This is a genomic window from Nonomuraea montanisoli (assembly GCF_013363975.1).
Lineage (GTDB): Bacteria > Actinomycetota > Actinomycetes > Streptosporangiales > Streptosporangiaceae > Nonomuraea > Nonomuraea montanisoli.
This window is the reverse complement of record NZ_JABWGN010000001.1, coordinates 498,921-519,791: the sequence shown is the minus strand read 5'-3', so window position 1 is coordinate 519,791 and position 20,871 is coordinate 498,921. Positions and strand designations below refer to the sequence as shown.

15 protein-coding genes are annotated in these 20,871 nt (G+C 71.8%); 12 read left to right on the top strand and 3 right to left on the bottom strand.

The window, feature by feature from the left end:
- Positions 1-80: 80 nt before the first annotated feature.
- A complete protein-coding gene (locus HTZ77_RS02285; RefSeq protein WP_328808373.1) occupies positions 81-1,382 on the top strand; it encodes an MFS transporter in 1,302 nt (433 codons plus the stop codon).
- Between the two features lie 10 nt (positions 1,383-1,392).
- Here the strand turns inward: HTZ77_RS02285 and HTZ77_RS02280 are convergent, their stop codons facing one another.
- Positions 1,393-1,845, bottom strand: coding sequence for a gamma-glutamylcyclotransferase (locus HTZ77_RS02280; protein WP_175587710.1), 453 nt, complete (start codon positions 1,843-1,845; stop codon positions 1,393-1,395).
- A 72-nt stretch (positions 1,846-1,917) separates the two neighbouring features.
- Here HTZ77_RS02280 and HTZ77_RS02275 point away from each other — a divergent pair, with 72 nt between their 5' ends.
- Complete coding sequence (locus tag HTZ77_RS02275) at positions 1,918-3,312, top strand: NAD(P)H-quinone dehydrogenase (protein WP_175587709.1); 1,395 nt, start codon at positions 1,918-1,920, stop codon at positions 3,310-3,312.
- On the opposite strand, the gene HTZ77_RS02270 is transcribed toward HTZ77_RS02275, so the two are convergent.
- Positions 3,309-4,220: a transglutaminase domain-containing protein gene (locus HTZ77_RS02270; RefSeq protein ID WP_175587708.1), complete on the bottom strand. Its 912-nt coding sequence runs from the start codon at positions 4,218-4,220 to the stop codon at positions 3,309-3,311. The genes HTZ77_RS02275 and HTZ77_RS02270 overlap by 4 nt on opposite strands.
- Positions 4,221-4,373: 153 nt before the next feature.
- Between HTZ77_RS02270 and HTZ77_RS02265 the strand changes: the two genes are divergently transcribed.
- The 5 genes from HTZ77_RS02265 to HTZ77_RS02245 are packed head-to-tail and all read left to right on the top strand — an operon-like array spanning position 4,374 to position 12,906.
- Positions 4,374-6,671 carry a TIM-barrel domain-containing protein gene (locus HTZ77_RS02265; RefSeq protein WP_175587707.1) on the top strand — a complete coding sequence of 766 codons (2,298 nt, stop codon included), beginning with the start codon at positions 4,374-4,376 and terminating at the stop codon, positions 6,669-6,671.
- Positions 6,668-7,987: an extracellular solute-binding protein gene (locus HTZ77_RS02260; protein ID WP_175587706.1), complete on the top strand. Its 1,320-nt coding sequence runs from the start codon at positions 6,668-6,670 to the stop codon at positions 7,985-7,987. Before HTZ77_RS02265 ends, HTZ77_RS02260 begins: the two co-directional genes overlap by 4 nt.
- Positions 7,988-8,851: a carbohydrate ABC transporter permease gene (locus tag HTZ77_RS02255; protein WP_175587705.1), complete on the top strand. Its 864-nt coding sequence runs from the start codon at positions 7,988-7,990 to the stop codon at positions 8,849-8,851.
- Positions 8,848-9,672: a carbohydrate ABC transporter permease gene (locus tag HTZ77_RS02250; RefSeq protein ID WP_175587704.1), complete on the top strand. Its 825-nt coding sequence runs from the start codon at positions 8,848-8,850 to the stop codon at positions 9,670-9,672. Before HTZ77_RS02255 ends, HTZ77_RS02250 begins: the two co-directional genes overlap by 4 nt.
- A gap of 21 nt (positions 9,673-9,693) precedes the next feature.
- A complete protein-coding gene (locus HTZ77_RS02245) occupies positions 9,694-12,906 on the top strand; it encodes a glycoside hydrolase family 3 C-terminal domain-containing protein (RefSeq protein ID WP_235994127.1) in 3,213 nt (1,070 codons plus the stop codon).
- Positions 12,907-13,021: 115 nt separating this feature from the next.
- On the opposite strand, the gene HTZ77_RS02240 is transcribed toward HTZ77_RS02245, so the two are convergent.
- A complete protein-coding gene (locus HTZ77_RS02240) occupies positions 13,022-13,357 on the bottom strand; it encodes a hypothetical protein (RefSeq protein WP_235994126.1) in 336 nt (111 codons plus the stop codon).
- Positions 13,358-13,533: 176 nt separating this feature from the next.
- On the opposite strand from HTZ77_RS02240, the gene HTZ77_RS02235 reads away from it, so the two are divergent.
- From HTZ77_RS02235 to HTZ77_RS02215, 5 genes are all read left to right on the top strand, one after another.
- Complete coding sequence (locus tag HTZ77_RS02235) at positions 13,534-14,745, top strand: ROK family transcriptional regulator (RefSeq protein ID WP_175587703.1); 1,212 nt, start codon at positions 13,534-13,536, stop codon at positions 14,743-14,745.
- A 122-nt stretch (positions 14,746-14,867) separates the two neighbouring features.
- Positions 14,868-17,840, top strand: coding sequence for a glycoside hydrolase family 3 protein (locus HTZ77_RS02230; protein ID WP_175587702.1), 2,973 nt, complete (start codon positions 14,868-14,870; stop codon positions 17,838-17,840).
- The gene (locus HTZ77_RS02225; protein ID WP_175587701.1) at positions 17,837-18,841 is read left to right on the top strand and encodes a LacI family DNA-binding transcriptional regulator; all 1,005 of its coding nucleotides are present in this window, start codon (positions 17,837-17,839) and stop codon (positions 18,839-18,841) included. Before HTZ77_RS02230 ends, HTZ77_RS02225 begins: the two co-directional genes overlap by 4 nt.
- A 363-nt stretch (positions 18,842-19,204) precedes the next feature.
- Positions 19,205-19,705, top strand: a complete 501-nt coding sequence (locus HTZ77_RS02220; RefSeq protein ID WP_175587700.1) for a SigE family RNA polymerase sigma factor — start codon at positions 19,205-19,207, stop codon at positions 19,703-19,705.
- Positions 19,706-19,836: 131 nt separating this feature from the next.
- Positions 19,837-20,862 (top strand): hypothetical protein, encoded by a 1,026-nt coding sequence (locus tag HTZ77_RS02215; RefSeq protein ID WP_175587699.1) that lies wholly within the window; start codon positions 19,837-19,839, stop codon positions 20,860-20,862.
- The last annotated feature ends 9 nt before the right edge of the window (positions 20,863-20,871 follow it).

The following is a 20,871-nucleotide window of genomic DNA, read 5'->3' as shown; positions in this document are numbered from 1 at the left end:
ATATGTGCCGTGATATTTGACTGTTTCGGTCGTCCACTTGCACAGTAGGCCATACCGCACCTTTCAGCAAAGGAGCCCCCGTGGCGACCTCCCCCGTTGCGTCGTCCACTGTCGGCATCCCCCGCAGTCGCGTCCGCCAGCTCATGGCGGCCAGCGTCGGGAACGTCGTCGAGTGGTTCGACTGGTACACCTACAGCTTCCTGGCGATCTACTTCTCCAAGCAGATCTTCCCCGAGACCAGCAACAGCCTCGTCCCGCTGCTCAGCGGTTTCGCGGTCTTCGCCGTCGGCTTCTTCATGCGGCCCCTGGGCGGGCTGCTCGTGGGCGCCTTCGCCGACCGGTTCGGCCGCAAGGCGGCCATGACGTTCACCATCATCCTGATGGGCGGCGGGTCGCTGCTGCTGGCGGTCACGCCGACGTACGCCGCCGCCGGGGTGCTCGCGCCGATCGTCCTGACGCTGGCGCGGCTCATCCAGGGCCTGTCGGTCGGCGGGGAGTTCGCCGCCGCCACCACGTTCCTCGTGGAGTCGGCCCCGCCCGGACGCCATGGCCTGTTCTCCAGCTTCCAGTACGTCAGCACCACGATCGGCCAGCTCCTCGCCTCCGGCCTGGCCGCGGTCCTCGCCAAGAGCCTCAGCGAGGCCGACATGGGCTCGTACGGCTGGCGCATCCCGTTCGTGGTCGGTGCCGTCATCAGCCTCGTGGGCCTGTGGATCCGCAAGGGCGCCGAGGAGACCAGCACGGTCGCCGCGGAGATCCGCGAGGGCAAGGCCGAGCGCCCGGCCCTGTTCGAGTTCCTCGTGCGCTACCCGACCAAGGCCGCGCTCATCGTCGGCATCACGGTCGCCGGCACCGTCTCCTACTACACCTGGACGACGTTCCTGCCGACCTACGCCCAGCTCACGGTGAAGTTCGACAAGGCTGACGCGCTCACCGTCGGCACCATCTCGCTGCTGTTCTTCATGGTCCTGCAGCCGCTGCTCGGCATGCTGTCGGACCGGATCGGCCGCAAGCCGATGCTCATCGTCTTCGGGCTGGGCTTCCTGATCCTGCCGGTGCCGCTGCTCGGCATGCTGTCGAACTCCTTCGCCAGCCTGCTGTTCGTCCAGTGCCTCGGCATGGTCTTCCTCGGCTGCTTCACCTCGATCTCGGCCGCGGTCAACTCCGAGCTGTTCCCGACCCGGGTGCGCGCGGCCGGCGCGGGCTTCCCGTACTCGCTGACCGTCGCCATCTTCGGCGGCACGGCGCCGCTGATCGGCACCGCGCTGCAGGAGGCCGGCAACATGCACCTGTTCCCGTGGTACGTCTCGGCGCTGGCGCTGATCTCCACCTGCGTCTACGCGTTCGCGCTGAAGGAGACCAAGGACCAGCCGCTGAGCTAGGCGCGCCCGGTCACGTGCCGAGCGACTTGCAGGGGCGCCCGCGCAGCTCCTTGACGTAGTCGTCGGGCGCCCCCGCCCGCTCCGCCGCGTCGGCCAGGATGCCGAGGTAGCGGGCGGAGGGCAGGCCACCCTCGTAACCGTCGAGCACGTAGAACCAGGCGACCTGCTCGCCCTCCAGGGTCTGCACCCGCAGCCGGACCTTGTGGTAGAGGCCGCGGACCGCGCCCTCCCACTGGTCGAGCGAGTTCTCGTCCCACTCGGGCACGTCGTACAGGACCACGAAGACGTGCTCGTCCGGGTCCTCGACGATGGTGGACAGCGCGCCCTCCCAGCCGATGTCCTCACCGCCGAACGTCAGGCGCCATCCCTGGAGCCAGCCGACGCCGCGCACGGGGGAGTGCGGGGCGCGCATGGCCATCTGCTCAGGGTCCATGTTGCTGCCGTAGGCGGCGTAGACAGGCACAGCTCACAAGGGTAGCGCGACGAGGGCCGCCCCGTTCGTCGGCAGGCCGGACGATGCGGGAGAATGGTACACGTGACAAGGATCGTGATCATCGGTGGCGGACCCGGCGGATACGAGGCAGCTCTGGTGGCCGCGCAGTTGGGCGCGCAGGTCACGATGGTCGAACAGGACGGGCCCGGCGGGGCGTGCGTGCTGACCGACTGCGTGCCGTCCAAGACGCTGATCGCGACCTCCGTCCGCAAGCAGGCACTGCTCGACGCCCCGTCGCTGGGTGTCGGCTTCTCGGGCGGCGGTGACGGCGACATCGGCGCGGCGACCGTCGATCTGCCGCTGGTCAACAAGCGCGTCAAGGAGCTGGCCCAGGCCCAGTCGGCCGACATCGAGGCGCGGGTCGCCGCCGAGGGCGTGGAGATCATCAAGGCGCGCGGCCGGCTGGTCGACCCGCAGGTGGTCAAGGCCGGCGACCGGACGATCCGGGCCGACGTGGTGCTCGTCGCCACCGGCGCGACCCCGCGCGTCCTGCCCGGCGCCGAGCCCGACGGCGAGCGCATCCTCACCTGGCGCCAGCTCTACGACCTGGAGGAGCTGCCCGAGCACCTCATCGTGGTCGGCTCGGGCGTCACCGGCGCCGAGTTCGCGGGCGCCTACCGCTCGCTCGGCGCGGAGGTCACGCTCGTCTCCAGCCGCGACCGCATGATGCCCAACGAGGACGCCGACGGCGCCGAGGTGCTCGAAGAGGTCTACCGGCGCCGCGGCATGAACGTCATGGGCCGCTCGCGCGCCGCCTCCGTCAAGCGCACCGCCGACGGCGTCGTGGTGACGCTGGAGGACGGCCGCACCGCCGAGGGCTCCCACGCGCTGATGACGGTCGGCATGGTGCCCAACACCGGCGGCATGGGCCTGGAGGAGGCCGGGGTCCAGCTCGACCGGGGCGGGTTCATCAAGGTCGACAAGGTCTCGCGCACCTCCGCGCCCGGCGTCTACGCGGCGGGCGACTGCACCGGCGTGCTCATGCTGGCCTCGGTGGCGGCCATGCAGGGCCGCATCGCCGTGTGGCACGCGCTCGGCGAGGCCGTCCAGCCGCTGCGGCTGGCGACCGTGGCCTCCAACATCTTCACCGACCCCGAGATCGCCGCCGTCGGCGTGGCGCAGCGGTCCATCGAGGCCGGCGAGATCGAGGCCAACGTGGTCAAGCTGCCGCTCGCGACCAACGCGCGGGCCAAGATGCAGGGCTTCAACGACGGCTTCGTCAAGCTGTTCTGCCGGCCGCACACCGGCATCGTGCTGGGCGGCGTGGTGGTGGCGCCGCGCGCGTCCGAGCTGATCCTCGCGGTGTCGGTGGCGGTCCAGCAGCGGCTGACCGTCGACCAGCTCGCGCACACGTTCGCCGTCTACCCGTCGCTGTCGGGCTCGATCACCGAGGCGGCCCGCCGGCTCATGCAGCCGGAGGCCGCCATCGGCATCTAGCCGTCCCGGGCGGGTCGCAGCGCGACCCGCTCGCGGCGGTGGTCGGGCGGTGAGTACGTGGCGACGACCGGGGGCACGCGCAGCGCCGGATCGTCGTAGGCCGCCCGCAGCCGCTCCGGCGTCAGCGCCGGATCCTCCAGCAGGGCCGCCAGCTCGTCGGCGAGGGGGAAGGCCGCCTCGCCCGGGGGCTGCGGGGAGTCGAGCATGCCCCACAGGTCCCAGCTGATCATCTCCTGCTTGTTCATGGCGGCCAGGTCGAACACCACGTTGTGCACCAGGTACGGCCACGACCTCAGCGAGGGCCGCTCGATGCCGGGGGCCACGACGAAGCGCTCCGGGTCCGCCTGACCGTCCCGGCACAGCCGCCAGGCCCTCGCCCCGGTCAGGAACCGGTCGCGGGGCATGTCGGTGAGCGGGAGCGGCCGCGTCTCGCCCGGCGGCGTCCAGCCCTCCTCGAACTCGGGCTCCACCAGCCGCCAGCGTCCCTCCGCCGGGTCCCACACCTCGGGGATCATGTGATCCAGCCACCAGCCGGGCATGAGGTAGTCGGCGAAGCCGTACCTGGCCCGGGCCGCGATGCCGTGGTGCCGCGCGATGGCGAGGAAGATCACCGTGTGGTCGCGGCAGCAGCCCACCACCCGCTCGGCCGGCGCCCGCCGGGCGAGCGGCGAGTCGGGCCGCAGCTCGGCGGCGCGGTTCAGCAGGGCGTCGGCGTAGCGCAGGTTGATCTCGCCGATCCGGCCGGCGTCGATCCCGTGGCCGGTGATGTCGCCGTAGGCCCAGTAGTGGAACACCAGCCGGGCGGCGGCCTCGCGGATCGAGGCCAGGTCGGCGGGCACGGCGTCGATCCACCGGCGCCGGTCACCGGGATCGGTGACGGTGCTCTGGGACGAGTAGAACTCGATCATGGCGCTGCCTCTCGCGTCGCGGGCCCCGCCGCACAGTGTGGGCGCCCGCGCCACCCGGCACCACTGGTTTTCCGGGGCGCCGAATCGTTGACGTTTGTTGGTATGGAGACCAAACTAATCCACGAGCTGGCGCAAGCCCTGGAAGGAGCCTCCATGCCCTACCGCCCCCCGCTGGTCGCGCACGAGTACTTTGTCGCGGACCCGCCCGAGCTCCCCGTGCGTACGCACGGCGAGGGCGGCCTGTCGGCGGTGACCGCCGCGGAGCTGGTCGCGGCCGACGGTGCCGAGGTGATGCTGAAGGCGGTCACCACGGCGGAGGAGGCGCTGGTCGTCCAGGTGGGCGTGGCCGGGGAGGGCGTCATCCGGGTGCGGCTGTCGGAGGACGCGTCGGCCCGGCCCCGTTCGGAGCGGGCCGTCTCGCTGGTGACCCCCGGCACGTACGCGGGGGCCCGTGCCGGGGTCACCCCGGGCGAGCCGATCGTGATCGACGCGGGCTCGATCCGGGCGGAGATCAGCCTCGCGCCGTGGCACCTGCGCTTCGTCGACGCCTCGGGCAGGACGCTGGTCGAGCAGGATCGCGGGCACACCGACATCAGCGGCCGGCTGCGCACCCTCCCGTTCGGCCGTTCGAGCACCGGCGCGACGGCCGTCGCCTACCACGAGAGCTTCGCCGCCGCCCCGGACGAGGCGTTCACCGGGTTCGGCGAGTCGTTCACGCCGCTGGACAAGCGCGGGCAGCGACCGGTCATGTGGAACTTCGACGCCTTCGGCGCCGAGTCGCAGCGCGCCTACAAGAACGTGCCCCTGTACCTGTCGAGCAGGGGGTACGGCGTGCTGCTCGACAGCGGCGCGCCGGCGGAGTTCGACGTCTGCCAGTCCACCCACAGCGTCGTGCAGATCCTCGTGCCCGACGACGTCCTCGACTACTACGTGCTGGCCGGGCCGACCCCGGCCGAGGTGCTCGACCGCTACGACCGGCTGACCTGCCGCCCGGCGCTGCCGCCGAAGTGGGCGTTCGGCACGTGGATCTCGTCGGGGTTCTTCGTGGACAGCCAGGAGCGGGTGCTGGCCAGGGCGCGCACGATCAGGGACAAGGGCATCCCGTGCGACGTGCTCCACCTCGACACGTACTGGCAGAAGGAGGGGCACTGGTCGGACCTGCGCTGGGATCCGGAGACCTTCCCCGACCCGGAGGCGATGCTGGCCGAGCTGGACGGGATGGGGTTCAAGGTCTGCCTCTGGATGAACCCGTACGTCTCCCACCTCAGCCCCGCCTTCCTCGAAGCCGCCCAAGCCGGATATTTCCTGAAAACGGCGGGCGGGGAGGCGTACGTCGCCGACTGCTGGCACGGCTCGTTCCCGCCCTGCGGCATCGTCGACTTCACCAACCCCGAGGCCGTCGCCTGGTTCCAGGGCCTGCTGCGGCCGCTGCTGCGCCAGGGCGTCCAGGCGTTCAAGACCGACTTCGCCGAGGGCGTGCCGCACGACGCCGTCGCCGCCAACGGCATGACGGGCACCGACCTGCACAACGTCTACACGCTGCTGTTCAACGACGCCGTCGCCGACGTCACCCGCGAGGTCCACGGCCACACCCTGGTCTGGGCGCGCTCGTCGTACCTCGGCGGCCAGCGGCACAGCGCCCAGTGGGGCGGCGACACCTACACCAGCTACGCGGCCATGGGCAGCACGCTGCGCGGCGGGCTCGCGCACGGCCTGTCGGGCGTGCCGTTCTGGAGCCACGACGCGGGCGGCTTCACCGGCCGCCCCACCGACGACCTGTACGTGCGCTGGACCCAGTTCGGCGCCCTGTCGCCGCTGCTGCGCCTGCACGGCACGACCAGCCGCGAGCCGTGGCAGTTCCCGGCGGTCGAGGAGCAGGCCGTCGAGGCGCTGCGGCTGCGCTACCGGCTCATGCCGTACCTCTACTCGGCGGCCGTCGAGGCCGCCAGGACCGGCGCCCCGATGATGCGCGCCCTGTGCGTGGACCATCCGGACGACCCGGTCGCCTGGCAGGCCGACCTGGAGTACCTGCTGGGGCGTGACCTGCTTGTCGCCCCCATGACCTCGGCGGACGGTACGCGCCAGGTCTACCTGCCGCGCGGCGAGTGGGTCGACTACTGGACCGGCGAGGTGCTGGCCGGCCCCCGCTACGTCCGGGTCGGCAAGCCGCTGGAGCAGATCCCGCTGTTCGTCCGGCACGGCGCGCTCCTGCCGGTCACCGGCCCCGGCGACACGGTGACCACGCCGGGCGAGCTCACCCTGGTCGCGTTCGGGGGCGGCGACAGCCGTACGGAGATCCACGACACCGACGGCGAGACCGTCGTCGTGGCCACCCGGGACGGCGACACCCTGCGCGTGGCCGTCACCGGACCCAAACGGATCACCACGGTCGAGTTCGCCCCGGTGGCGGGCGCCCCCGGCCGGGCCGTCATCACTCAGGAGAACGCATGAAGAAGTCGATGGGCGTCGCGGTGCTGGCCGCCGTGGCGCTGGCGCTCGCGGCCTGCGGGTCCGGCGGTTCCGGCGACGCGGGCGACGGCGGGAGGACCGCCGCGAGCGGCGAGCCGCGCGTGCTCAAGCTCTGGCACTACGAGACGGCCGACAGCGCCATGGGCAAGGCGTGGGCCGAGGCCGTCAAGCGGTTCGAGGCGGCGCACCCCGGCGTGACGGTGAAGTTCGAGGAGAAGGGCTTCGAGCAGATCCAGAAGACCGCCAGCATGGTGCTCAACTCCGACGAGGCGCCCGACGTCATGGAGTACAACAAGGGCAACGCCACCGCCGGCCTGCTGTCCAAGCAGGGCCTGCTCACCGACCTGAGCGAGCAGGCCACCAAGCGCGGCTGGGACAAGCTGCTGCCCGGCGGCCTCCAGGTGACCGCCAAGTACGACGACCGGGGCGTCATGGGCTCCGGCAAGTGGTACGGCGTGCCCAACTACGGCGAGTTCGTGATGGTCTATTACAACAAGGAGCTGTTCGACAAGCACGGCGTCAAGGTGCCGACCACGTTCGACGAGCTCACGGCGGCCCTCGACACGTTCGTCAAGGCCGGGGTGACGCCGATCGCCACGGCCGGCGCCGAGTACCCCGCCCAGCAGATCTTCTACCAGCTCGCCCTCACCAAGGCGCAGCGGCCGTGGGTGGACGCCTTCCAGTCGTACAAGGGCAAGGTGGACTTCCACGGGCCCGAGTTCAGCTACGGCGCGCAGACCCTGGCCGACTGGGTGAAGAAGGGCTACCTCGACAAGAACGCGGCCGGGCTCAAGGCCGAGGACATGGGCGTGGCCTTCATGAAGGGCACGTACCCGATGATGATCAGCGGGAGCTGGTGGTACGGCCGGTTCGCCTCCGAGATCAAGAAGTTCACGTGGGGCCACTTCCTGTTCCCCGGCGCCACCATGTCGCCCGGCTCCAGCGGCAACGTGTGGGTCGTCCCGGAGAAGTCGGAGAACAAGGACCTCGCTTACGACTTCATCGACATCACGATGAGCAAGGACATCCAGAACCTGCTGGGCAACTCCGGCGGCGTCCCCGTGGCCGCCGACCCGGCCGCGATCACCGACCCGAAGAGCAAGGAGCTGATCGAGAGCTTCAACAAGCTCACCGCCGCCGACGGCCTGGCCTTCTACCCCGACTGGCCGGCGCCCGGCTACTACGACGTGATGGTGGCCGGCGTGCAGAACCTCATCAACGGCAGCAAGGCGCCGGCCCAGGTCCTGGACGAGCTCGCCAAGCCGTACGCGGACAACCTCGCCGACATCGGCAACTAGATGAGGGCTCGCACCAAGGGCTACTGGTGGTATCTGGCCCCCAGCCTGGTCCTGTTCCTCGCCGTGATCGTGGCGCCGTTCCTCATGAACGTCGCCACGAGCTTCACCCGCTGGTCGGGCGTGGGCACGCCGCGCTGGGTGGGGCTGGACAACTACACCCGGCTGCTCGACGACGAGCGCTTCTGGCAGTCCTTCCAGCACAACGTCGGCCTCATCGTGGCCATGGCGATCGTGCCCACCGCGCTCGGCCTGCTCCTCGCGGCCGTCCTGTTCGACTACATCGGCCGCCGGTTCGGCGCCCGCACGGCCGCCGCGCTGCGGGCGACGTACTACCTGCCGCAGGTGCTGCCCGTGGCGGTGGCCGGCGTCGTGTGGGGGTGGATGCTGCACCCGTCGTACGGCGCGGTCAACCAGATCTTCGGCCTCAAGCTCGACTGGCTGGGCGACCCCGACCTCGCGCTGGCCACGGTCATGGCGGTCATGGTGTGGTTCCAGCTCGGCTACCCGGTGGTCATCTTCATGGCCGGGCTCCAGCGGGTGGACCCGGCGCTGCACGAGGCGGCCGAGATCGACGGGGCGTCGTGGTGGCGCAGATTCTGGCACATCACGATCCCGCAGATCCGGCCGGAGACGTTCGTGGTGCTGCTGACCTGCACGATCGCGGCGCTCAAGGTGTTCGGGCCGATCTACGTGCTCACGCGCGGCGGGCCGGGCAACGCCACGATGGTGCCGTCGTACTTCTCGTACCTGAGCTTCTTCCAGAAGAGCAACGTCGGCTACGGCTCGGCCATCGCCACCGTGCTCGCCCTGATCATCATCGTGGTGACGTTCCTGTTCCTGCGCGTGCAGGAGCGTGAGTCATGAGGGCGGGACCGGGCCGGTGGGCCGTGCTGGCGGCGCTGGTCGTGCTCGCCGCGGTCATGCTGTTCCCGTTCCTGATCGTGGCGGTCAACGCCGTGAAGTCGCCGGCGGAGTACGGGGCCGAGGGTCCGCTGAGCCTGCCCGGCGAGCTGTACCTCCAGGGCATCGCCGACTTCTGGAAGCGCGTCGACTTCGGCGCCAAGCTCTGGAACAGCCTCGTCATCAGCGGCTCGGTGGCGGTGCTCGCGGTCGTGCTGTCGGTGCTCAACGCGTACGCGCTGGGCATCGGGCGGGTGCGCGGCCGGCTGTGGATCCTCGTGCTGTTCCTCGTGGGCAACACGCTGCCGCAGGAGGCGCTGGCCTACCCCCTCTACTACCTGTCGAAGGAGGTGGGCCTCTACGACTCCAAGGTCTCGGTGATCATCGTGTTCACCGCGATCCAGGCCGCGTTCGGCACCTACCTGCTCAGCGCCGTCCTCGGCCAGTTCCCCCGGGAGATCCTGGAGGCGGCGGCCATCGACGGCGCGGGCCGCTTCCGCGCCCTGTGGCGGATCGTGGTGCCCATCAGCCGGCCCACGATCAACGTCCTGCTGATCTTCTTCTTCATCTGGACGTGGAACGAGTTCTTCCTGCCGCTGATCTTCCTCATCTCCAACGACAACCAGACGGTGCCCGTCGCCCTCGGGGTCCTGCAGGGCGAGAAGTACATGGACGCCACCATGTCCAGCGCCTCGGCGCTGCTCGGCATCGTCCCGGCGGTCGCGTTCTTCCTCATCTTCCAACGCACGCTCACCCGAGGCGTCACGGTCGGCGCCGTCAAGTGAGCCTCCCGCTCTGGAGATTCCATGCCCCCACGCTTACGCCGCACCCCCGTCCTGGCCGTCCTCGCGCTGGCGGCCTCGTTCCTGGCCGCGCCCGCGCAGGCGGCCGAGGAGCCGCCCTTCCGTGATCCCGCCCTGCCGCTGGAGCAGCGGATCGACGACCTGCTCGGCCGGCTCACGCTGCCCGAGAAGCTGGGCCTGCTCCACCAGTCGCAGCAGGCCATCCCGCGCCTCGGCGTCCCGTACCACAAGAACGGCACCGAGGCGCTGCACGGCGTCGGCTGGTCCAACGACCTCGACGACGGCTGGAAGCAGAAGTTCGCCGGCGGCACGGTCTTCCCGCAGGCCGTCGGCCTGGCCAGCACCTGGGACCCGGACCTGATCAAAAGGGTCGGCTCGGCCGTGGGCGACGAGGCGCGCGGCTACAACGCCGTCAACCCCACCCTGTGGGGGCTCCAGGTGTGGGCGCCGGTCGTGGACCTCCTGCGCGACCCCCGGGCCGGGCGCAACGAGGAGGGCTACTCCGAGGACCCGCTGCTGACCGGCGCCATCTCCACCGCGTACGGCAAGGGCCTGCAGGGCGAGGACCCCTTCTACCTGAAGGCGGCGCCGGTGCTCAAGCACTACCTCGCCTACAACAACGAGACCGACCGCGGCGTCACCTCCTCCAACCTGACCCCCAAGCTCAAGCACGAGTACTACGAGAAGGCGTTCCGGGCGGCGATCTCCGCCGACGCCGCGACCGGCGTCATGGCCTCCTACAACCTGGTCAACGGCCGGCCCAACCACGTCAACCCCGACCTGGACGCCGTCGTACGGTCCTGGACGGGCAGGACGCTCTACAACGTCAGCGACGCCTGGGGCCCGTACGCGCTGACCGAGTCGGAGAAGTACTACGACGACAAGGCCGAGGCGTTCGCCGCGGTGCTCAAGGCCGGGCTCGACAGCTACACCGTGGACGACAGCAACTCCGGGCCGACCGCGCAGCTCCTCACGGCCGCCCTGGACCGCGGCCTCATCACCCAGGCCGACGTGGACGACGCCGTCCGGCACGTGCTGTCGATCCGGTTCCGGCTCGGCCACTTCGACCCCGACGGCGGGCCGTACAAGAAGATCACCAAGGACGTGATCGACAGCCCGGCACACCGGACGCTGAACCGCGAGACCGCCGGCAAGGCGGCCGTGCTGCTGCGCAACTCCGGCATGCTCCCGCTCGCCGGGCCCAGGAGCGCCGCCGTCGTCGGCCCGCTGGCCGACCGCCTCTACCGCGACTGGTACGGCGGGCAGGCGTCCTACCAGGTGACGCCGCTCGACGGGATCAAGGAGCGCGTCGCCGGCGTCACGAGCGGCGCCGGGCTGGAGCGGATCGCGCTCAGGCACCTCGGCACCGGCAAGTACCTCACGGCCACCGGCACCGGCCCGGACGACAACGCCGCCCTCGTGGACGCCGCCCCCACCCCCGCCTCCCAGTGGGACCTGACCGACTGGACCGGCGGCGTCTCCACGCTGCGCAACGCCGGCAACGGCAAGCTGCTCGGCGGCGACTGGCGCTCGCTCGACACCGACGACGCCGAGCCCGACGGCTGGTACGTCCAGCAGCAGTTCGCGCTGGAGAAGCAGGGCGACGGCTCCTACCTGGTCCGCTACGCCGGCTACGAGAGCGTCGAGGGCTGGTACGGCCTGCCCGACCCGTACGTGACCGTCGACGCCGACGGCACGCTCGGCCTGGCCCCCAAGGCGCAGGCGGCCCGCTTCGCCAAGGAGGTCGTCTCCGACGGCGTCGCCGCGGCGGCCGAGCAGGCCCGCAAGGCCGAGGTGGCGGTCGTGGTGGTCGGCAGCCACCCGTTCGTGGCGGCCCGCGAGTTCCACGACCGCGCCAACCTCCAGCTCGGTGAGGGGCAGCGGCGGCTGATCGACGCCGTGCGCAAGGCCAACCCGAGGACCGTGGTCGTGCTGGAGACCAGCTACCCGGTCATCGTGGACGCGCCGACGCTGCTGTGGACCACCCACGCCGGCGCCGAGACCGGCCACGCGGTCGCCGACGTGCTCTTCGGCGACGTCAACCCGGCCGGGCGGCTCACCCAGACGTGGTATGCCACCGACGAGCTGCCGAGCCGCTTCGACTACGACCTGGCCAAGACCGGCATGACGTACCTGTACCAGCGGAGCCGGCCGCTCTACGCCTTCGGCCACGGCCTCAGCTACACGACGTTCGGCTACCAGGGCCTGCGCGTCCAGGGCGAGCGGGTCAGCGTCAAGGTCACCAACACCGGCAAGGTGAAGGGCGAGGAGGTCGTCCAGCTCTACACCCACCAGCAGCGCTCCCGCTTCCAGCAGCCGGTCAAGCAGTTGCGCGGCTTCCAGCGGATCGCGCTGGCCCCCGGCGAGAGCAGGACGGTCACGTTCCCGCTGAAGCGGTCGGACCTGGCCGTGTGGGACCACACCCGGGGCAGGTGGGTCGTGGAGGCCGCCACGCACGACGTGCTCGTGGGCTCCTCCTCCGACCAGGTCCGGGCCCGCACGACGCTCCAGGTCGCCGGCGAGACCGTCCCGGTGCGCGACCTCGCCAGGACCACCCGCGCCATGGACTTCGACGGCTACTCCGGGGTGGAGTTCGCCGACGAGTCCAAGGTCCGCGGCGACGTCGTGGCCGGGTCGGCGGGCGACTGGATCTCGTTCACAGGGGCCTCGTGGGGCTCCCGCCTCACGGCGGGCGTCGCCTCGGCCGGCGGCGGCTCGGTCGAGCTGCGGCTCGGCTCGCCCACCGGCGCGCTGCTCGGCACCGCCCAGGTGCCGGCGACCGGCGGCGTCTACGCGTACGGGGCGGCGAGCGCCACGGTGAAACCCGGGAAGGGCGACCTGTACGTCGTCTTCAAGGGAGACCTGCGGCTCAGGGACCTGCGGCTCACCCCGACCATCACCCCGACGACGGGGAAGGCGTGCGCCGCGACCTACACCGTCGGCAACCAGTGGCCGGGCGGCTTCGGGGCCGAGGTGACGGTCCGGAACACCGGCTCGTCGGCCACCACCGGCTGGAAGGTCACCTGGACGTACGGCGGCGACCAGAAGATCACCCAGTTGCGGAACGGCGCCCTCAGCCAGTCCGGCGCCGCCGTCACCGTGACCGACGCGGGCTACAACGGCGCGATCCAGCCGAACGCGACAACCTCGTTCGGCTTCAACGCCTCCTTCACCGGCGCCAACGCCAACCCCACGGTGACCTGCGCGGCATCGTGACCTGAGCAGGGGTGACCGGGGACTCCCGGTCACCCCTTGACCGCTCCGATGAGCACGCCCTCGGTGAAGTGCCGCTGCACGAACGGGTGGACGAACAGCGCCGGCAGCAGCGCGATCACCACGATCGACATCTGGATCGCCAGGTCGCGTTCCAGTACCCGACGGCGTACAGCAGGCCGATCACCGCGATCACGCCCCGCGACATCGGCAGGACGATCCGCCGCAGGATCGTGAACTCGCTCGCCCCGTCGATGCGGGGCCCGAACAGGAACGTCAGCAGCACCAGGAACAGCAGCGGCCGGTGCAGCAGCGAGCCGGGCCGCGACAGCACGGCCCGCGTCACCACGCCGTCCGCGAACAGCTCCTGGTAGGCGGCGAACGACATCTCGCCCGGCACCGTGACGAGCCCGCCCGCCCGGGTGACCGCCTCCTGCGTCGACGATCGCGGCATCCTGTTCGGGGGGTGTCGAGGCACGTGACATCGCGGCTAGAATTAGTTCGTCTTCCAACCAAACAAATTAGAGGAGGGTGGCCGCCGCCACAAGGGACCGCCCGGATCACAGGTTGGTGAAGGGCGCCCGCGATGCGGCATGCTGGGGACACCTCCTTGGCGGGAACGGGGCTTCATTGATCACATCCACGACCGGCCCGCAGCCGGCCGACTTCGCCGATGTGCGCGCCACCAACCTCGCGGTGGTGCTGCGCTTCGTGCGCGAGCACGCGCCGTGCTCGCGCGCCGACATCGCGGCCTCGACCGGGCTGAACAAGGCGACCGTCTCCAGCCTCGTCGCCGACCTCATCGACCGCCGGCTGGTGCGCGAGACCGGGCTCACCGAGAACCGCGTCGGCCGCCCGGCCACGATGCTCGTCCTCGACGGCTCCCCGTACGCGGCGATCGGCGTGGAGGTCAACGTGGACCACGTCTCCGCCGTCGCCACCGGGCTCGCGGGGGAGCGGCTGCTCACCTGGCGGCGCGCCTTCTCCATCGGCGAGTCGGCCGGCCAGGACGTGGCCGCCGTCGCCGCCATCGTCCGGCGGGTCGTCGGCCGCATGGCCCGCGACGAGCGGCAGGTGCTCGGGCTGGCCGTGGCCGTGCCCGGCCTGGTCGACGTGCAGGGCGTCGTGCGCATCGCGCCCAACCTCGGCTGGCGCGACGCCGACATCGGCGGCGACCTGGCCAAGGCGCTGCGCGACCCCGGCTTCACCGTCCAGGTGGACAACGACGCCAACCTCGCCGCCCTGGCCGAGCAGCGCTTCGGCGTCCGAGCCGGGGCCGCCGACCTCGTCTACCTGACCGGCGAGATCGGGGTGGGGGCCGGCATCATCCTCGACGGGCGGCTGCGGCGCGGCGCGCTCGGCTACAGCGGGGAGATCGGCCACGTGCAGCTCGACCCCGACGGGCCCGCGTGCCGCTGCGGGCGCCGGGGCTGCCTGGAGGCCGTGGCCGGCATCGGGGCCATCCTGCGGCGCGACCTGTCGCCGGGCGAGATCCCGGTCGAGATCGAGGACACCGTGCGCGCCGCCCGCGCCGGCGACGCAGCAGTCCTGGCCGCCCTCGACGCGGCGGGCCGCAGCCTCGGCCGGGGCGTGTCGGTGCTGGCCAACCTGCTCAACCCGGAGGTCGTCGTCCTGGGCGGCTACTACGTGCCGCTCGCGCCGTGGCTGCTGCCGGCGGTGCGGGAGGAGGTGTCGGGCCGGGCGATCGCGCCGGAGGGCGGCGGGTGCGAGGTCGTGGCCTCGACCCTCGGCCTCGACGCGGCGGCGCTGGGCGGGGCGGCCCGGGTGCTCGACTCGGTCGACTCGGGCCGGCTTCCGGGGGGAATATCGCGAATCTCCTGAGTTGGCTCTTGACCTCGGTCACCGGGACGGGCACCCTTCAGGGAACCCACCGAAATCCCCGCGTAACTTCCCGGCCGGTCGTCGAAGCGCTTCGACAGTCTCCGAGTCTCAGAGGGATGGCCATGCCCGACCCGTTCCGCGCCCCGATACAGGACCCCGCCCCGTTGCAGGACCTCGCCCCCTCTTCCGAGCCGCTGCCCGCTCCTTCCGGTGAACCCGCGGCTTACCTCGACCCGGGGGCGCCGCTCGCTGAGCGGGTCGCCGACCTGCTCGGCAGGCTCACCCTCGACGAGAAGCTGGGCCTGCTGCACCAGTACCAGGCGCCGGTCGGGCGGCTCGGCGTCGGGCCGTTCCGCACCGGCACCGAGGCGCTGCACGGGCTCGCCTGGCTCGGCCCCGCCACCGTCTTCCCGCAGGCCGTCGGCCTGGCCTCCACCTGGGACCCCGAGCTGGTGCGCCGGGTCGGGGAGGCCGCCGGCGACGAGGTGCTCGCCTTCCACCACAAGGACCCGGCCGGCGCCGGTCGCAACGTCTGGGCTCCGGTGGTCAACCCGTTGCGCGACCCGCGATGGGGACGCAACGAGGAGGGCTACTCCGAGGACCCGTGGCTGACCGGGATCATGGGCGAGGCGTACGCCCGCGGGCTTCGTGGGAGCGATCCCCAGGTGTTGCGCACGGCACCCACGCTCAAGCACTTCCTCGCCTACAACAACGAGACCGACCGCTGCGCCACCTCCAGCAACCTGCCGCCGCGCGTCCTGCACGAGTACGAGCTGCCCGCCTTCCGGCCCGCCATCGAGAGCGGCGCGGCCGTCGCCGTCATGCCCTCCTACAACCTCGTCAACGGCCGGCCCGCCCACCTCAGCCCGCTGATCGACAGCGTGCTGCGCGCCTGGGCCCCCGGCGATCTCCTCGTCGTCAGCGACGCCTACGCCCCCGCCAACCTGACCGGCGTCCAGGGCTACCACGACACCCTGCCGGAGGCGTACGCGCACGCCGTCAAGGCCGGGCTCGACAGCTTCACCCAGGACGACGACCGGCCCGACGCCACGCTCGGCCACCTGCGCGAGGCGCTTCGGCTGGGGCTGCTCGCCGAGGCCGACGTGGACCGGGCCGTCCGGCACGTGCTGTCGATCCGGTTCCGGCTCGGGGAGTTCGACCCCGCCACGCCGTACGACGACGTCACCGAGGAGGTCGTCAACTGCCCCGCGCACCAGGACCTCGCCCGGGAGGCCGCGCGGCGCTCCATCGTGCTGCTGGCCGACGACGGGCTGCTGCCGCTCGGCCCCGTCACCAAGGTCGCGGTCATCGGGCAGCTCGGCGACACGCTCATGGAGGACTGGTACAGCGGCACGCTGCCGTACTCCGTCACCGCCCGCGCGGGGCTGGCCGAGCGGTGCGCGACCGTGTTCTGCGAGGCCGTGGACCGGGTGACGCTCACCGCCGAGGCCGGCCCCGTGACGGCCGACCCGGCGGGCGGCCCGCTGAGCGCGGGTCCGCCGAGCGCCGGATCGGCGGCCCCGTGCGGGGGCGGCCCGGCCGACTCCCTGGACCTGTTCGACCTCTTCGACTGGGGCGGCGGCGCCTACGCGCTGCGGGCCGCCGCCACCGGCCGCGTCGTGTCGGTGGACGACGGGGTGCTCGTCAACGACCAGCCCGGCCCGAACGGCTGGGAGGTGCGCCAGACGTTCCGCGTCGAGGACCGGCCCCGCGGCCTGATCGCCCTGCGGCACATCTCCACCGGCTGCTACGTCGGCCGGGGCGACGACGGCGTCCTCCGTCTCGTGGACGACGCCGACCGGGCCGTATGGCTGGCCATGGAGGTCGTCAGGAGCGGCGCCGCGCGGGCGGCCGAGCTGGCGGCGGACGCGGACGTCGCCGTGGTCGTCGTCGGCGACCATCCGCTCGTCAACGGCCGTGAGACCGAGGACCGCGCCGGCCTGGCCCTGGCCCCCGCCCAGGACGCGGTCGTGGCCGCCGTCCTCGCCGCCAACCCGCGTACCGTCATGGTGATCACCAGCGGCTACCCCCTCACCTGGAGCACCCCGGACGTGCCCGCCGTCCTCTGGTCGGCGCACGGCGGCCAGGAGTACGGCCACGCGCTGGCCGAGGTGCTGTTCGGCGACGCCGACCCGGAGGGGCGGCTCACCCAGACGTGGTACCGCTCGGCCCAGGAACTGCCCGACCTGCTCGACTACGACATCATCACCGCCGACGCCACGTACCTGTACTTCCGCGGCACGCCGCTCTTCCCGTTCGGGCACGGACTCAGCTACACCACGTTCGACTTCGCCGGGCTGCGCGTCCGGGTCGCGGACGGGGTGGTGACGGCCGAGGTCACGGTCACCAACACCGGCGCCCGCGAGGGCGTCGAGGTGGTCCAGTTCTACACGCACCAGCGGCGCTCCCGCGTCAAGCAGCCGCTGCGCCGGCTGCGCGGCTTCGAGAAGGTGCGGCTCGCGCCCGGCGAGAGCCGCGTCGTGACGCTCCGGCTGCCGGTGGAGGAGCTGGCGTTCTGGGACGTGACGCGGGGCAGGTTCGTCGTGGAGAGCGCGCCGCACCAGCTCATGGTCGGCCGCAGCGCCGCCGACCTGCGGCTGTGCGCCCCCTTCGACGTGCCCGGCGAGACGATCCCGGCCCGCGTCGGGCCGCTGCGCGCCATGGACCACGACGAGTACGACGCGGTCGCGTTCGTGGACGCCGGCCCGGTGGCGGGCGAGGCCGTCCGGTCGGAGGTCGGGGGCGCGTGGATCGCGTTCCGGCAGGTGGACCTGGCGGGCGTCGCCTCGTGCGCGCTCACGGCCGGCTCGGCCGACGGCGGGATGATCACCCTGCGGCTCGGCGACCCGCTCCACGGTGAGGCGCTGGCCGCCTTCCCCGTGCCCCGCACCGGCCGCCACGCCCTCCAGCCTCTCGCCCAGTCCCTCCAGCCCCTCACCCAATCCCTTCAAACCCTCACTCAGGACGTCACCCGGCCGCTTGCGCGCTCCGGCGGGGTCCACGATGTTTATGTCGTGTTCGAGAACGAGGGCGTCACGCTCGCCGACCTCACGTGGGGCCCCGCGGCCCCCCTCACCGGGGGAGCGGGCGCTTGAGCGGGCGCGCGGTCACCATCGCCGAGGTCGCCCGCCACGCAGGCGTCGCGGTCAGCACGGTCTCGTACGTGCTCAGCGGCAAGCGGACGATCTCGGCCGACACCCGCAGGCGCGTGCTCGACAGCATCAACGCGCTCGGCTACCACCCGCACGCCGGGGCCCGTTCGCTGGCCAGCAAGCGGTCCAACGTGATCGCCCTGGTGCTGCCCCTGCGGGCCGGCATGCACGTGCCGGTGCTCATGCGCTTCGCCACCGCCGTGGTGACCGCCGCGCGCCGCTTCGACCACGACGTGCTGCTCCTGACGGCCGACGAGGGCCCCGAGGGCATCCGGCGGGTGGCGGCCAGCGCGCTCGTGGACGCCCTCGTCCTCATGGACGTCGAGCTGCACGACCGCCGCGTACCCCTGCTGCGCGAGCTCGCCGAGCCGAGCGTGCTCATCGGCTTCCCCGCCGAGCCCGCCGGCCTGACGTGCGTCGACCTGGACTTCGCCGCCGCCGGCGCCCGCTGCGTCGCCCACCTCGCCGAGCGCGGGCACCGGCAGGTCGCCCTGCTGGGCGCCCCGGCCGTGGTGTACGAGCGGGGGACCGGCTTCGCCCGCCGTACCCGGGAGGGCTTCACGGCGGCGGTCGCCGCGCACGGGCTGGAGGGGGTGGCGCTGCCGTGCGAGGAGACGTTCGACGAGGTCCACGCGACGGTCGCCGGCCTGCTCGCCTCCCGCCCGGCGCTGTCGGGCCTCGTGGTCCACAACGAGGCGGCCGTCAACCACGTCCTCGGCTCGCTGCGCCAGCTCGGCCGCCGGGTGCCGCAGGACGTCGCGGTGGTGGCCATCTGCCCGGACGACGTGGCCGAACGCGCAGGTCCGCCGCTCACGTCGGTGCTGATCCCGGCGGAGGAGGTGGGCCGGGAGGCGGTCCGGCTGGTGATGCGGAAACTGGAGGGCCTGGAGGTCCCGGACTCCACCTTGCTCCCGCCCCACCTGGCCATCCGCGCCAGCACCTGAGGTCCTGAGCGTCTGGTCCATGTGAGCCTGTCGGTGTCCGGATGAACCTGTCGGATGGGATGTCGGGGATCTGGGGTAACCGTCGGGGCTGGTAGTGCAACATCCAGTCTTGTGAGTGACGGCCCGGCGGCCCCGCGTTTCCCAAGCCCGACCAGCGCAGCCACGACCGGAACCAGCGCAGCGCCTACTGGTTCGCACTCGATCGCCAGGGCGGCCGCGGATCACCGCCATCTGCGCCCCGTCCCCGCCCGAGCTGATCTTCCCTGGCAGGAAGACTGCGGTAGGTCGGCTGCACGCCGGCATTCAACAGTTCAGCCTCCCGAGCCGTCTATCCCCCGACGGAACGAGGAAAGGCAGAGGTTATTGGAAGACGAGCCCCGCTTCGAGGAGTTCGTGGCGGAACGTGCCGACGCCCTGCTGCGCTACGGCTACCTGCTCAGCGGCAACCCGCACGACGCGGCCGACCTCACGCAGGAGGCGCTGGTCCGGCTGCATCAGGCCTGGCCGCGGGTGCGGCGGAAACAGGCTCCCGAGAGCTACACCAAGATGATCATGGCGCGGCTGCACATCAGCGCGTGGCGGTTACGCAGGCGCGAGCGGCCGGGCTGGGCGCTACCCGAGACGGCGCGGTTCGACACACCGCCCTCCGACAGCGACCAGGGCCTGTGGCAGGCGCTCGCCACGCTGCCGCGCAAGCAGCGGGCCGTGCTGGTGCTGCGCTACTACGAGGACCTGTCCGACACGGACATCGCCGACGTGCTCGGCATCTCCCGGGGGACCGTGCGCAGCCACGCCTCTCTCGGCCTGGCCAAGCTCCGTTCCCTTCTGCCCAGCACCTCAGAGATCAACGGGAGCCCCGCATGACCGACCCATTGGAATCTCGTCTGCGCGCGCAGCTGAGGCACGCCGCCACGCGCGCGCCGCAGGCCCCGCCGAGGTTTTCCACGGAGGTGGTGTCCCGGTCGCGGCGGCGCAGGATGCGCAGGAACGCGCTGGTGGCAGGCATCTGCGTCGTCGCGATCTCCGCGCCGATCGCGGCGATGGCCACGCGCGGCACCGACGAGCGCGGCGATGTCGCCACCGTCGCCACCGAACCCTCACTTGGGAACCCCGTCTGGGACACGACCCCCATCGGGAAGCGCCTGACGATCGACAACCCCTCAGAGAAGCGACCCATCTCGTTCTGGTACGCCAGGACGAAGAGCGGCGCCACCGTCTTCTGCCAGGAATCCACGTCCAGGTCCGGATGGCGTTGGCAGTTCTGCGGCGACGAGTCGGTCGACGGCGAGGAGGCCACGGACCAGGGCTCCACCCAGTCGTTCCCGCTCCCTGCCAGGGGGAAGGTGCTGCATTACGGCACCGCGCAGGCCAAGGTCGTCCGGGTCGCGGCCGTACTCAAGGAAGGCGGGCGGGTCACCGGCACCCTCCAGACACCGCAGGGCGCTCCTCAGGCTGTCTGGACCGTGACCGTCCCTGCGGACAAGACGGTGACGGCGCTCGAGTTCGCGGGCGGCGACGGCGGGACGATCAAGCGGATCAAGCCGCGGCCCATGGTGGTGCCCGAGGCCGACGCGAAGCCGGTCGGCCCCACCGTGGAGATGCCCGGCAAGCTCGACGCGGGTCTCTACGAGACGCCCGACAAGAGTCTGATCTGGAAACTGGACGGGCAGGCCGTGGGAGTGAACGGCCTGTCACCCGGCATGGCGGTGAGCGAGAGAGGCGGCCCCGACCGGGCGCTGATCGACATGGGCGGTAGGCCCATGAAGGTGGAGCTGCGAGAGCACAAGGAGCACTGGTTCGGCATCACCAGCACCAGGACCGCCCGCGTCGCGCTGGTCTTCAAGGACGGCACGTCTGTGAGCGCCGATACCAGGCCCGACCCGTGGAGGATCGGCGGCTTCCGGATGTTCGCCGGGACGCAGCGGCGTACCGACGACCTGTACGCCGAAGGCTTCAAGATCGTCGGTTACGGCAAGGACGGCATGGAGCTCTGGCGGGAGGATCATGAGCCAACGCGCTAGGAGCGGGGG

Coding starts and splice junctions, on each gene's coding strand:
- HTZ77_RS02270 (WP_175587708.1), bottom strand. CDS start 4,220: ATGATCGAGTTCTACTCGTCCCAGAGCACCGTCACCGATCCCGGTGAC.
- HTZ77_RS02265 (WP_175587707.1), top strand. CDS start 4,374: ATGCCCTACCGCCCCCCGCTGGTCGCGCACGAGTACTTTGTCGCGGAC.
- HTZ77_RS02260 (WP_175587706.1), top strand. CDS start 6,668: ATGAAGAAGTCGATGGGCGTCGCGGTGCTGGCCGCCGTGGCGCTGGCG.
- HTZ77_RS02255 (WP_175587705.1), top strand. CDS start 7,988: ATGAGGGCTCGCACCAAGGGCTACTGGTGGTATCTGGCCCCCAGCCTG.
- HTZ77_RS02250 (WP_175587704.1), top strand. CDS start 8,848: ATGAGGGCGGGACCGGGCCGGTGGGCCGTGCTGGCGGCGCTGGTCGTG.
- HTZ77_RS02245 (WP_235994127.1), top strand. CDS start 9,694: ATGCCCCCACGCTTACGCCGCACCCCCGTCCTGGCCGTCCTCGCGCTG.
- HTZ77_RS02240 (WP_235994126.1), bottom strand. CDS start 13,357: ATGCCGCGATCGTCGACGCAGGAGGCGGTCACCCGGGCGGGCGGGCTC.
- HTZ77_RS02230 (WP_175587702.1), top strand. CDS start 14,868: ATGCCCGACCCGTTCCGCGCCCCGATACAGGACCCCGCCCCGTTGCAG.